Raw genomic sequence first — 14,377 nt, 5'->3', positions numbered from 1 at the left:
ATCTCATTATATAGAAATAGAGCTATGAAATTATGCCTCAACAAAATCAACACAACCTTAAAAGACTATCAATTTTTTTACTTGCAGTTTTAACGCTAAATTGACTGGAAAAAATAATTGCATTATTACCTACATCAATGAGTTTCTCTCGATTCTCGTTTATACTTAACAAACATTCAGCAAAACTTTGTTCATCAGAATATAAATATCCATTACTACCATGATTGATTAACTCTAGATTTGCTCCAGTATTGCTCGCAAGTACAACCATTTTTGAATGCATTGCCTCAATAGTAACCCTACCAAAGGCCTCAGAAATAGAAGGTATTAAAGCAATATCATGAGAGAGTCTTACATGTTTCATATCATTACAAAAACCTAAAAATTTTACATTATCTCCTAAATTTTTAGATTCTACATAAGACTGGAGGTCAATTGCGTATTGCGTGCTGCAATCTCCAGCTAATGAAAGTTCGAAATCAAAATTCATGGATTTTAATTTCTCTAAATACAATATTACTTGCTCTTGTCCTTTTCCTTTAGTAATAGAACCTGTTATTAATAATCTTAGAGGATTGTTAGTATTAGCAACACGCTCAAAATCAACATTTACATTTTTTACATCATTATAAATCATTACTAACTTATCTTTGTTTACATTACATTGCACATGAACAATTAGAGCTTTTGAAATAACAATTATTTTACAACTTGAAAAATCAGCAAATTTATAAAAAAGTTTATTCCCAACTATATGTCCTGCTGATTGATCTTCTATACCAAACTCTCTGAAGTGCCAAATATGCTTTGTGTTTGTAATTAGACTTAAAAAAGCTCCAAAATAAATTGATGATGTATTGGAATAAATAATATCAAAATTAGATGCTACTTTTCTTTCCTTAATTGACTGTAAGAAAGAGTGAAAAACTCTAACTATTGCTTTGCAATATGATATGGCGGAATTTAAAAAACTTTTTTGTTTAAGATATCGACAGTGATATAACCTTATTATGACATATTTAATCGAATTTTCTGTTAACAGTTGTGACAACTCTTTTGTATCATTCGGAATTAAAACTGTTATATCATAATAAGGATTACTGTTTAACTCCATTATAATTTCTAGCATTGAAGCAGTTGCCCCACTAAGGGGGTCTGAATCATGAAGGATAAATAAAACCTTCTTCATTGTAACTCCAAAAAAATTAACCATTATTCAGGTTTATGACTAAAATCATAATCAATTTGTTTTAAATCTTTATCTGCAGAATATCTATAATGTTTTCTTTTTAACGATGCATAGATAAAAGCAGAAATGATTACATCTGATTTTATGCCGATAAGTTCTTTTACGAATGAGCGAATTATTGTATTAAAAACAAAAAATAAAGAATTAACTTCACTTTCATTATAAAAAATATTTGTTAAAGCTATATCATAGGTTCTTTCTTTTTTCCTAAACTTTATAGTATCAGGATTTTCAATCTCTAATCTCGAAAATGAATGCTCAAAACCTTGTATAACTTCAATATTATTAAATAGTTTTAAATTATTTATTCTCTTAAAAAAAGTGCTATCAACTCCATATAAATAAAACCTATCATCGAAAATAGAACCATAATGATTAAGCAGTAGATCAATAACTCCATGGCCAATTATTAAACCACTACCTACCGCTACAATACTATGTTTGACCTTAGTAAATTTACCCTCTGTATATACAACTCCATCAACAAAAGGACCTTGAGTTATACCATGATTTGTAATAATCGGAATTGTAAGTTTTTGTTGATCTGATTCAAGTGCTTTTTTCAAATAAATATCATTTAAAACAGAATCATCATCTAAAATAAGATATCTACGTGCAATAAATAAATTTATAAATTTATTATAAACTTTGGCTAATGATTCATTATCAACAGTTTCAATGAAGCTAATGTCAAACCCCATATTAATTAGTGTTTCGTAATTTTCAAATTTAATTTGATTAGGGCCATTGTTCCAGACTACTAACTTACAGTCCTCAAATTTTAATTTTGAAATCAACAAGGAATTCAATGTATTAGATTCACAAACCCCTTTATTATACAGTAAAACTAAAATACTACATTTATAGCTATATTTATCAGACATTGACACTCCATAATAAATTTACATTTATCATTTTAGCTCAAATAAATCCAAAGAAAAAACAGATAAAAAATATAACAAGATAAAAATATTTTATAAAAAATTAGATCCCACGTATAAAAATATTAATAGAACTCAGAAATTAATGTAATGTTGATTCTTGCTAATGATATTTTATATAGTAAAATTTAAACATTGTTAAATTTATTTAAGTGACTCTATAAATAAATCCACTTGTTTCATAAATTCAGTTTCTTCCGCTTGAATTTTTTGTCTATAATCATCGAACTTTGAAGAATGCTTAGGAAATACATTGAATATATCATTGATAAGCAGGCCAATTTCATTTACTGATGATTCACTTTCAATGAACTTATAAGTTGACGGAATTGGTACATCAACGTTATTATTAGCACTACCTTTTATGCCGGTTATTACAACGCATTTAGCCATTACAGCTTCCCTTGGGATTCTATCCTTACCTGGGTGCTCTCCAAAATCAATGTAAATTTTGCTTTTATCTAATTGTAGCCCTACCTCTTTTGAAGTCATATTCTGCAACGGTACAAATTCAATATCAGGAAAACATTTAATAATTTTTTTAGTGAATTCTATGCCTTTTTTAGGATTATAAGCCACAACATTCATTTTTTTACTAATATCAACAACCTTATTTAAATGATTGATTCCTAAATAGTCACTCAAAGGTGATACACTATGAATCCCATGATTTTTCAGAAAAATTTCACCATACTTGCTTTGAGTCAAATGCTTAAGATCACTCATCTCCTTCAAACTTAAGAAAAATGAAATTCTAAAAATATATTTTTTTATTAAGAATTTTATTCTATCAGAAATTGTCTTTGGATGTGCTTTAAAATAATTATCAACTGAAAGCCACCAAATTACTTTATTTTTACAGTTTAGTTCACGAAGATAACTAGTTGCGACTTCTGGAACAATAAGCTCATCATCATAGTTAAGATCTGCTACTGTTGCTAACTTTACATCATACCTGCTATAAGGTGCTGGTGTTTCAAAACTCTTATCAAATGGATAGTAAAGCACCTTTGCATCTACATTTCTATTGCGGAGAGCGTCAACAAACTGATGAATCAACTCAGGACCACCCGTTATAGAGTCTCCTGGACACAAAATAATAACTTTCTTCATTATTATAAACCTTCGATTAAATTTAATGCAGATTTTATTACTTGGTGCATATCATAGTACTTATATTCAGCTAAACGACCACCGAAAATAACATTTTCTTTGCTTGCTAATTTTCTATACTCTTTGAATAGCTTCATATTCTTATCATCATTTATTGGATAATATGGTTCATCACCTTCTTTCCATTCAGATGGATACTCTTCAGTTATGACAGTATGGTTTGTATCTACAGGATCAAAGTGTTTGTGTTCTATTATACGGGTAAAGGGAACATCAGATTCGGTATAATTGATCACGGCATTACCTTGAAAATTTTCTGTTTGTAATGTTTTTGTTTTAAATTCTAAAGACCGGTACTCTAATTTACCTAGTTTATTGTCAAAATACTCATCAAGCGGACCAGTATAGATTATATTTTCAGCTAAACTTTGAAATAACGCTTTCTCTTTAAGAAAATCAACATTTAAACGTATATCTACACCTTCGAGCATTTTTTTTATTAAGTTTGAATAACCACCGATAGGTACACCTTGATAATTATCTGAAAAATAATTGTTATCGTATGTAAAGCGTACAGGTAAACGGCGAATAATGAACGCCGGCAGCTCTTTACAATCTCTTCCCCATTGTTTCTCGGTGTAACCTTTTATCAGTTTTTCATAAATATCTCGGCCAACCAATGAGATCGCTTGTTCTTCTAAATTAGAAGGCTCTATCCCATCCATTTCTTTACGCTGCTCTGATATTTTAGCTTTTGCTTCTTCAGGTGTTTTTGTTCCCCAAAGCTGATAAAAAGTATTCATATTGAAAGGCAGATTAAATAGAACACCTTTGTAATTAGCTAATGGGGAATTTGTAAAGCGATTAAATTCAACAAATGAGTTTACATAGTCCCAAATAGATTTATCATTCGTATGAAAAATATGAGCACCATATTTATGAACTTGGATTCCATTATTATTTTCAGTGTAAATATTACCACCGATATGATTTCTTTTTTCCAACACAAGTACTTTTTTACCAATTTTAGTTAATTCATACGCGCAAACTGAACCAAACAGGCCTGAGCCAACAATAACGAAATCATATTTCATAATTTATAAACTTCTCTTAAATAAAGGTATTTTTTTATTTAAAACTTCTTTTAACATTAAAACAGTAACAATAAACTCTGTAATCACAACAGAAAAAGCTGCACCTACCGACGCGAATAGATAACAAAGTGGCAGCAGAGTAAATATGCTTATTAGACCTGATAGTAAAAGAATTTTTGAGAATTCTTTTTTGTAACCGTGCACTAGCAAAGTTTGAATACCAAATATATTGCTTAATCCAATAATAACCGGCAAAACACTTAGAACTCTTAGAACAGTGGAAGCTTTAGCATATTCATCTCCATACAGGAATTCAACAACATACGGAGCGAAAATGAAAAGGCAAACACTAATGATAAAAGTTAAAATAAACTGCATTTTCATTAAGTATCTAATTGCTGCAAGCCCTTCATCAGCACTTTTTTTCATTAAATTATTTATTCTAGGATAGAAGGCAGTAGATAATGGAGTATATAGTCCTTGAGCAGCTTGCAATAATTTATTGGCAGATACATAAATTGCAACACTTACTGGTCCAGCAATAATCCCCAGAGCAACAGTAATACTTGTAGTGTAAATACTAATAGCAGCAGTAGAAAGAAACAAATGCCAGCCATCTTTGAGTTCTAAAACAATATTATAAATAGATGGTTTTCGCCAACTTATCCACCCACGTTTAATTATTAAATAGGACGAAAAAAAAACAATCAAAATTGATGGTAGGGAAGATAACAGAGCAGCTAACCAAACATCTCCAGGTTTATTTATAAAAATAAAAATCAATGGCAAGCCTATTAATTGAGTTATTATTTTTAATGTTGATATTACCCCTAACCGCTCCTTCCCCTGAAATAACCATTGAGGGAATAATGCAGTTCCCAGCACACTCAAATACCCACAAATCAATATTGTAAAATATTCACTTATTGTCTGATTAAACTTTGATAACAAAAAAAGAATAACTAAGCCTAAAACAGTCATTAATAGCCTAGCAAAAAGTACATTCCAAAATATCAGGCTAATAGCATATTTATCATTGAAATTCTGAGCTACCTTTTGTGTTGCTGATAAGTCAAAACCATAATTAACAAAAATAATAAAGTATTGAATAATGGCTAAGCAAAAGCCTAATTGCCCATAACCTACAGGTTCTAAGACTCTAACAAGATAGGGCAAAGTTATTAAAGGAACTAAATATCCAGCTATTTTTATGCTAAATAAAGAGGAAATATTTTTTATAATTGTGTTATCTAATCTCATAATTCTTCTAGTTCAAATAAAAGCTCGTTGAATATTAATATGTAAATTTCTTAAAATATTATTAATTCAACACCTAATAAAAACCTTACCTCGGAGATATATAATACAGCATTTGTATTAGAATACTTACTTCCCCTCGTTTCAAAGGATACTTGATGTTAATCGAACTAACTAAAATGGACTTGCTAGAACCAAGTAAAAATGTAATCCAATTACACACTTAAACATTATTTAATTTTTAGACCAAATTTTAAAAATACCGCTAATTTATGTTTTATCAGATAAATATTTATTTAATAAAATACATTTCCCATCTTAGATGCTATTTAAGCATTCAGCGTTTTTATAAGTCTCAAAACTAATAGCAATTTCATCTTTTTCAGATAACATCGGTTCTGTACTTAAGGGCCAGGCAATGCCAATATCAGAATCGTTCCAAGCAATAGATATTTCAGATGCGGGGTGATAGTAATTGGTACACTTATATACAAACTCAGCCTCTTCACTTGTTACATAAAAACCGTGAGCAAAACCTTCAGGAACCCATAACTGATATTTATTTTCCGCAGATAAGTAAACACCAACCCATTGACCAAACGTAGGCGAGTCTTTACGAATATCTACAGCAACGTCAAATACCTCACCAGACACTACACGTACTAATTTTCCTTGAGTATTTTCAGTTTGATAATGCAAACCACGTAAAATTCCCTTTTTAGATTTTGAGTGATTATCTTGAACAAATTGCGTTGACTTGCCTGTTACTAACTCTTCAAATTTTTTCTGATTCCAAGTTTCCATAAAAAAACCACGTTCATCACCAAACACAGTAGGTTCAATGATTTTTACATCCGGAATTAATGTATTAATTACTTTCATTTATAAATACTCTTTAATTCTTATTAATGCAGCTCGCCAATCGCTTGATTGAATACCAAAGTAATCCTGGATCTTATTGCAATTCAATTTGGAATTTATAGGCCGCTTAGCAGGTGTTGGATACTGGTCACTTGTTAGAGCGTTGACACTCATCTCTTTATTGAGTAAACCTTGTGACTTGGCTTGGCTGAAAATCTCACAAGCGAATTGATGCCAGTTCACATGGGGTAAGCCTGAGTAGTGATAAATACCAAATGATTGATTACCTTTACTAATGGCTTTGGCCATAACGATTAATGCATTGGCAATATCACCTGCATATGTGGGGCCGCCGAATTGATCACAAACCACACCTAACTCATCACGGCTTTGTGCCAAACGAAGCATGGTTTTAACAAAGTTATTGCCTGTTTCGCAAAACACCCAAGCTGTACGTAAGATGATATGACGCGGACAAGCAACTGCAACGGCGAGTTCGCCTGCCAGTTTGCTTTGACCATATATACCTTGCGGATCAGTAGCATCCGTCTCTAAGTATTCGCCATCCTTATCACCAGCAAAAACATAGTCAGTGGATATATGCAACATAGCCGCGCCGACTGTATTTGCGGCTTGGGCTAGCAATAGCGGACCATCGCGGTTGATGGCGTAAGAAAGCTCGACTTCTTGTTCTGCCTTATCAACTGCGGTATGTGCCGCCGCGTTGATGATTGCATCGGGTTTAAATTCATTAACCAACTTGGCGACAGCTGCGCCATCGGTAATATCTAGTTGTTCGCGGTCAACCGCCAGAAATTCAACGTCTGGCATCTGGTTTAATTGTTTTACAAGGCTGCTACCTACTTGGCCATTACTTCCAGTAACAAGGATTTTCATATTTATTCTCGCAGTTCGATATATCATGCCCGCCCGTGCAGTGAACAAAATCAAAGTACAAACCGAAAGAATGGATTCCCGCTTTCGCGGGAATGACCCATTAAGGGGGTGGTTGCGTGCATACGGCTAAATAACTTTAATTATTAAATTATTGCACTAACTGGTTTAAATACTGCCCATAGTCATTTTTCAGCATGGGCTTGGCAAGTTCTTTAAGCTCGTCAGCGGTTAACCAACCATTGCGGTAGCCAATCTCTTCTAAACAGGCAACTTTCAAACCTTGCACATGTTCAATTGTCTGAACAAAAGAGGAAGCCTCGTGTAGGCTCTCATGTGTACCTGTATCTAACCATGCAAAGCCACGACCTAGCAATTCCACATTCAGCTCACCAGCATTCAGATACATCTCATTGAGTGTGGTTATTTCTAGCTCGCCACGATGGGAAGGTTTAACCTGTTTGGCTAATTCCACCACTTTGTTGTCGTAAAAATAGAGACCGGTGACCGCATAATTGGATTTAGGCTTGGTGGGTTTTTCTTCAATAGAAATCGCCTTCATATCAGCATCAAATTCAACTACACCAAAACGTTCTGGGTCTTTCACTTGATATCCAAAAACAGTAGCACCCGTCGTGCGGCTGGCGGCATTTTTAAGTGTCTTAGAAAAAGATTGACCATAAAAAATATTATCACCAAGCACTAAGCAAACATTTGAATTACCGATAAATTCTTCACCAATGATAAAGGCTTGTGCTAAACCATCAGGTGATGGTTGCACCGCATAACTTAACTTAATACCAAAATCTGACCCATTACCAAGTAAACGTTTGAAGCTGTCATTATCTTCTGGGGTTGTGATAATTAATATATCCCGAATTCCAGCTAACATAAGCGTTGATAAGGGATAATAAATCATCGGCTTATCATAAATCGGCAATAACTGTTTTGATACTCCGCGTGTTAATGGATATAAACGAGTACCAGAGCCCCCAGCTAAAATAATTCCTTTCATAGTAAAATCAGTTCCTAGATAAATAGGCCCTAGGTTTATGAAACACTAGGACATTAAAACAAAATAGATTAAATGCCTAAACGCTCGCGTTGGTAAGTGCCATCTTGTACATGTTGACACCACTCTTGATTCGCTAAATACCATTCAATGGTTTTACGAAGACCTGTTTCAAAAGTTTCTTGCGGTCGCCAATTTAGATCATTACTCATTTTACGAGCATCAATGGCATAGCGGCGATCATGACCTGGTCTATCGGTTACATAGGCAATTTGTTCAGCATATGATGTTACTTTGGGTACTAAGACATCCAGAATACTGCAGATAGTTTGCACTACCTCGAGATTCTTTTTCTCGTTATGACCGCCGATATTATAAGTCTCCCCAACTTTCCCTGTAGTGACAACTTTATAGAGGGCTCGAGCATGATCTTCTACATATAACCAATCACGGATTTGATCACCTTTACCGTAAATTGGAAGTGGTTTCCCTTCTAGTGCATTGAGGATCACTAATGGGATTAACTTCTCCGGGAAATGATAAGGTCCATAATTATTAGAGCAGTTAGTTACCACAGTAGGCAAACCGTAAGTACGTAACCACGCTCTTACTAAGTGATCGCTTGATGCTTTAGATGCAGAATATGGACTACTTGGCGCATATGATGTGCTCTCAGTAAATAATGGTAACTCTTGATTCAAACTCTGGCTGTGCTGCTCATCAGGGTGAGGTAAATCACCGTACACTTCATCAGTTGAGATATGATGGAAGCGAAATGCTTTCTTTGCTTCCGCAGGTAACTCGTTCCAATATGAACGAGTTGCTTCTAGAAGCGTATATGTACCAACGATATTGGTCTGAATGAAATCTGAAGGGCCAGTAATAGAGCGATCAACATGTGATTCTGCTGCGAGATGCATGACTGCATTTGGTTTATACTGCTTAAAGATTCGCTCTAATTCAGCGCGATCACAAATATCAACTTGCTCGAAAGCATATCGGTCACTTGACTCAACACTTACCAATGATTCAAGGTTTCCTGCATAGGTCAATTTATCAACATTAATGACACTATCCTGTGTGTTATTGATGATATGGCGCACGACTGCAGAGCCAATAAAACCAGCTCCACCGGTAACTAGGATTTTCACAACAAAAGACCTCTATAAAATAAAAATGTTTGGCAAAAAATTGAGTGGCGTATTCCAGCAACAGCTAAAAAATGGATTCCCGCATCCGCGAGAATGACGGATTAGGAGCAAAGCTCACAGATTAAAGCAAAAAGCTGGATCCCCGCACGACGGATAACAGCAAGGTTCTAGGTTCTAGGTTCTAGGTTCTAGGTTCTAGGTTCTAGGTTCTAGGTTCTAGGTTCTGCTCTTTTCTCATAAAATGCCTTACCAATACAAACATCACACCTAACATACCGCCGAGCATGGTGCCTAATACACAAATTAATGCGCGTTTTGGCTTAGCCTTTTCTTCAGGCGCTAGTGCGGGATCAATAGTTTTAAACACATATTCATCACGCACTTCGGCAAACATAATGGTTTTTGCCTGCTCTTCAATCAATTTGTAAAGTACGGTTTTAATATCGGCGACATTGGTTAAGGCGATTTGTTGATTTAAAAACTCAGTACTACGATGTGCTTCAGCGACATCGCGCTCTTTCATCACTTTATTAATATCTTGGATTAACCAAGTGATCCATTGCTGTGCAACTGTTGGGGATAAGTGTTCAACTGAAATGGTTACCATACCCGTTTCTTTATCCGAACTAACTGCCATTATTTTGCTGAAAACTTTATATGCTTCCTGCATTGAAGGTTCAGGCGTAAAGGGTGCTTCTACTTCACGTACCCAAGTATTGGTTTGCTCGTTGTATAACTCAGGGTCATAGATAATTTTATCCGAATCCCTATCCCATTTTTTAGCGGCCATTAAATCAGCGAGGATATTGTGCTTTTGAATAAAATCACTGCTGAATTGGCGGGATTTTAATACCTCAATAGCCAATTGAGTTTTATCTGTACCGCCTTTAGCGCCTAGATTCACTCCAGCTAAACTAGCTAAGCCACCAAACTGAGAAGCCAGAGCACTTAAACCACCACCTTGTTCTTCCGCCGCGGGTGCTAATAATGCCTCGGATTTATAAATATTAGGCTGCATGATGGCAAAAACCACTGAACCAATGGCAAATACGACAGTAATGGCAATAATTAACCATTTGCCTTGCCAGATAACGGAGAAAAGTTCGCGAAGATCGATTTCGTCTTCTCGCACTGTTTGCGGGAACTGGGCATCGGGTTGGTATGTGTTTGGATTTTGAGTAATTTGTGTATTCATTGGTTCTTCAGATTCTAGATTCTAGTACGCTGCGCGGCGAGAGCGCTGCGCTTCTATAAAGGCAAAAGATAAAGGCAGAACGCTGCGCTGCTAGAAAAAGCAGAGCGAGCTTGCGTCCTAGTAGTTGCGAAGCAACGTTCTAGAGGCCGAAGGCCGCTCTAGAGCAACTCGGTGGCGTTCTTCTTAGCTTTTACTCTTACTTTGCTTTTGTTTAATAATTGCACCTAAAATTTTTGCTAATTCTTTTGCCTCTTGGACCATAAGTAAAGCAGGTTTCCTTGCCAAATATCCCACTTCAATACCTATATAGAGTTGGGTGATTAATTCACCTAGTGAGCCTTTGGCATAGTACAAAAAGCGAATTTGATCTTTTAGTGTTTCACGCTCTTCACCTTACTCGGTACATCCATGTACCTCACCTCTGCGAGGCCGATGCAAAATCGCATCGTTCAAAAGTTGCTCCTGCACTTTTGTCTGCAATATTTGAAGGGGCAGATAACCCTGAACGGGTTATTTGATCTTTAAAACCCCAATTACTTACTGATTCTGTCACTTGATATATTTGACAAGATAATCGCGAAGCTCTTTTCCAAACATCCAATTGTTCGAATCGCATGAGGGGCTCCCTATGTCGCCAGAATCGAGGGCGCTTCACGCGGCTAGAGCGGGCTGCGCCCTGCTAGGTTCTAGATTCTAGAGCCATACAGTGGCGTTCTAGAGGCCGAAGGCCGTCCTAGAGCCTTAGTTCTATATCCCTGCGATTGCTGATATTGCGACAGCGCTGTTAAAAATGATGCCTGTGACTTGGGTCCAAAGCGTTAGGTTGTCTTTGTACTCGGTATCTAATGGCACAACTATAGTATCGCCTGGTTCCATGGCACTGCCGCCATTAAACCAGAAAGAGGTGCTTGGCATTTCGACGGAACCATCCGCCCTTAGGATATATGAGCGTGACTCATCGGCACGTTTACGTGCACCACCAGATAAGGCTAAGTACTGGTCGAAGGTTAAGCCCTGTTTGTATCTGTGCGTACTTGGGTGTTGAACTTGGCCCATAACCGCGACCGTTTGGTTGGTTGCGGGAATGTACAGGGCATCGGCATCTTCAAGCATTAGGTTTGCACTTTCAATACCTAGCTCGATGGCATTGATATCAACCACTAAACGGCCCACAGTTTTAACGTTTTCTAACTGGTTTAGCATCATTTGTGCATCGTTATAGCCTACCGTTGGTGTATCTTTGGTTAAGGCTTTGGCTGCAATTTCACGGCGCAGTTCGTCAGCAAGCTTACTTAATTCAAGTTGCTCTTTTTCTTTAATCGATTGACGTAAAAATACAGCGCTGCGCGGGGCTGCGTCTGATGTCATACCGCCAGCACGGGCCAACACATCTTTAAGGGTCTCACCACGTTGAATACTGTAAGTGCCAGGGAATTTAACTTCACCTTTAATGGTTACCCAACGGGTATCTTGCCAATCGGGTAATGTACGAACGGTTAAAATATCACGACTTTGCAGTTTGATATTTGCTGCGGGATCGTTTTGCATAACGCGGTCTAAACTTAGCTGCATATGCTCAACGGTTACGCCATTTTGCTCGGACACTTGTTGGCGAGTCATTTCAGCCGAAAGCGTGTAAGCCCCCTCTTCTAAGCCACCGGCAGCGATTAAAAGTTCTTTTACATCAGCATTTACGGTAATGGGATATTGCCCAGGGAAGCGCACGTTACCATTAATATTGACAAGTTTAGCTGCATCACCAAAACGACTTTGTTCTTTCAATCTTTTAATGATCGGCTTTAGTAATTCTTCACGGTCTGCATAATCAAAAACTATGATTGAGTCGCGGGGTTTTAATTTAAGGTTGTAATGGGAGTTTGGCTCACCAATGGCACGACCTAAATTAATGCGCTCAACTTCAATATCACCACGCTGGTTAACTTCGCGCACCAGTAAGCTGTAGTCTAAATCGGCCACTATGGTTAAGTCACCCCAAATGGATGGCAGTAAATCGGCAACACTTAGTCCGTTAGTCCATTGATATTTACCAGGGCGGATGACAGCACCCGCTATGGTAATTGCATTATCGATACGGCTTGAGGCTGATCTTACATTGAGTAAGTCACCATTTTTTGCAAGCGTGTTTAAACCCGAGTTTTCAGTTAAATCAACAGATACAACCGTTTTTACGGCTTCGCGGCTGTAACGTTCAATAGTACTGGCTTTAGGGTAAGCTCCAGGGTTTAAACCACTTGCCATATGGATAACATCGGCCATGGTTTCGTTGTTTTTAAGCTCATAAATTGCAGGTCGACGAACTTCCCCCATCACACTCACTGTGCCACCAGATGATGGAATAAATACTACATCACCAGACTGCAAGCGCGCGTCGCCGGAAGCATCGCCACGCAGCAATAGGTCGTATAGGTCTAAACGGCCTACGGTTTTCCCTGCACGTTTTAATTGAATATCGCGTAAGCTACCAATTTGGTTAACGCCGCCCGAGATAAACAGGGCTTGAGTGATAGTCGATAAACTTGAAACAGTATATGAACCTGGTTTGAAGGAATCGCCCGCCACAAAAATACGGATTGAACGCAATTCACCCATGGTGATATTGGATTCAATGCCTATCATGCTCTGACTGATTTTTTGCTGCAGTAAGGCGCGCGTTTCAGCAAAGCTTAAGCCCACTAATGATATTGGCCCAAGATTAGGAAATTGCACTGCGCCATCTCGGCCAACGGTGAGGGCAAATTGATCGTTTTCTTTCCCAAATAGCTGCACATTAAGTATGTCGCCAGGGCCAATCATATATTCTGAAGGTACTGGCACATCACTTACTGGTGCAAAGGTACTTGGTGAGCCGGCAAATAGATCGTAACCAAAGCGTTTTAGCTGATCTTCTTTTTTCTCTTCAATCTCTTCTACTTTGGCTTCTGACTTTGTGGCTTGATTGAACTGTTCACTCTCGGATTGATCGACCACATTATTATTGCCATCGGTATTGCTATCGGTTGAACGCGGCGTAACTACCGTTGGGTTTTCAACCACGGTAGCGGTGGCTGCAGCACCTGTGATCATCGAGGGATCAACCCCATATTGGCGGGCTAATCGTTCTTGTTCTGATTTAGGCAATTGTTTGAATTGCTCAATCATTTGCGGAGAGGGCGTAACGGCTTGCGCCTGCGCGCCCATCAATATCGTGGCACTAAGGCCAACTATGATGAATTTTTTGACTTGTTGTAACACCAGATATCTCCGATTGGGTTGAAAACTATAACTATAAAAGCAGGACGGGTTGCGCCCTGCTAGGCGCTTCGCTGCTAGAGTCTAGTACGCTACGCGGCGAGAGGCTAAATAAGAGTAAGATTCGCTAACGATATACGCAGCGCTGTGCTTACAAATATCGGCTAACGGAACACTTCGCTTATGAACCTGTCATCCTCGCGAACGGTATACGCAACACTGTGATTACGAATATCGGCTAACGGAACATTTCGCTTATGAACCTGTCATCCTCGCGAACGCGGGGATCCAGCTTTTGAGTAACCGCTTTTAAACAATAAAAGAGTTTACATTGGATTCCCGCGAATGCGGGAATCCAATG

11 protein-coding genes and 1 pseudogene are annotated in these 14,377 nt (G+C 37.2%); all 12 read right to left on the bottom strand.

The genetic code is table 11. The annotated features are described in order from the left end of the window. Positions 1 to 46 precede the first annotated feature (46 nt). Complete coding sequence (locus L2744_RS11050) at positions 47 to 1,189, bottom strand: glycosyltransferase family 4 protein (RefSeq protein ID WP_248991957.1); 1,143 nt, start codon at positions 1,187 to 1,189, stop codon at positions 47 to 49. Between the two features lie 23 nt (positions 1,190 to 1,212). Then, on the bottom strand, positions 1,213 to 2,133 hold the full coding sequence (locus L2744_RS11045) for a glycosyltransferase family protein (protein ID WP_248991956.1): 921 nt from the start codon (positions 2,131 to 2,133) through the stop codon (positions 1,213 to 1,215). Positions 2,134 to 2,334: 201 nt separating this feature from the next. Further along, positions 2,335 to 3,303 carry a hypothetical protein gene (locus L2744_RS11040; RefSeq protein ID WP_248991955.1) on the bottom strand — a complete coding sequence of 323 codons (969 nt, stop codon included), beginning with the start codon at positions 3,301 to 3,303 and terminating at the stop codon, positions 2,335 to 2,337. Positions 3,304 to 3,305: 2 nt separating this feature from the next. Continuing rightward, complete coding sequence (gene glf / locus L2744_RS11035; protein ID WP_248991954.1) at positions 3,306 to 4,397, bottom strand: UDP-galactopyranose mutase; 1,092 nt, start codon at positions 4,395 to 4,397, stop codon at positions 3,306 to 3,308. 3 nt (positions 4,398 to 4,400) lie between these two features. After that, a complete protein-coding gene (locus tag L2744_RS11030; RefSeq protein WP_248991953.1) occupies positions 4,401 to 5,657 on the bottom strand; it encodes a flippase in 1,257 nt (418 codons plus the stop codon). Between the two features lie 315 nt (positions 5,658 to 5,972). Beyond that, positions 5,973 to 6,536 (bottom strand): dTDP-4-dehydrorhamnose 3,5-epimerase, encoded by a 564-nt coding sequence (rfbC, locus tag L2744_RS11025; RefSeq protein ID WP_248991952.1) that lies wholly within the window; start codon positions 6,534 to 6,536, stop codon positions 5,973 to 5,975. Continuing rightward, positions 6,537 to 7,412 (bottom strand): dTDP-4-dehydrorhamnose reductase, encoded by an 876-nt coding sequence (rfbD, locus tag L2744_RS11020; RefSeq protein ID WP_248991951.1) that lies wholly within the window; start codon positions 7,410 to 7,412, stop codon positions 6,537 to 6,539. Positions 7,413 to 7,560: 148 nt separating this feature from the next. After that, a complete protein-coding gene (gene rfbA / locus L2744_RS11015) occupies positions 7,561 to 8,424 on the bottom strand; it encodes a glucose-1-phosphate thymidylyltransferase RfbA (RefSeq protein WP_248991950.1) in 864 nt (287 codons plus the stop codon). A 68-nt stretch (positions 8,425 to 8,492) separates the two neighbouring features. Further along, positions 8,493 to 9,572, bottom strand: coding sequence for a dTDP-glucose 4,6-dehydratase (rfbB, locus tag L2744_RS11010; protein WP_248991949.1), 1,080 nt, complete (start codon positions 9,570 to 9,572; stop codon positions 8,493 to 8,495). A gap of 202 nt (positions 9,573 to 9,774) precedes the next feature. Beyond that, positions 9,775 to 10,767, bottom strand: a complete 993-nt coding sequence (locus L2744_RS11005) for a Wzz/FepE/Etk N-terminal domain-containing protein (protein ID WP_248991948.1) — start codon at positions 10,765 to 10,767, stop codon at positions 9,775 to 9,777. A 183-nt stretch (positions 10,768 to 10,950) separates the two neighbouring features. Next, a pseudogene (locus L2744_RS11000) lies at positions 10,951 to 11,383 on the bottom strand (four helix bundle protein). A 131-nt stretch (positions 11,384 to 11,514) separates the two neighbouring features. Next, on the bottom strand, positions 11,515 to 14,019 hold the full coding sequence (locus L2744_RS10995) for an SLBB domain-containing protein (protein WP_248991947.1): 2,505 nt from the start codon (positions 14,017 to 14,019) through the stop codon (positions 11,515 to 11,517). Positions 14,020 to 14,377: the final 358 nt, after the last annotated feature.

The organism is Shewanella profunda (assembly GCF_023283765.1).
GTDB lineage: Bacteria > Pseudomonadota > Gammaproteobacteria > Enterobacterales > Shewanellaceae > Shewanella > Shewanella profunda.
Note: the sequence above shows the minus strand (reverse complement) of the source record. Positions and strands in the feature narration are given on the sequence as shown.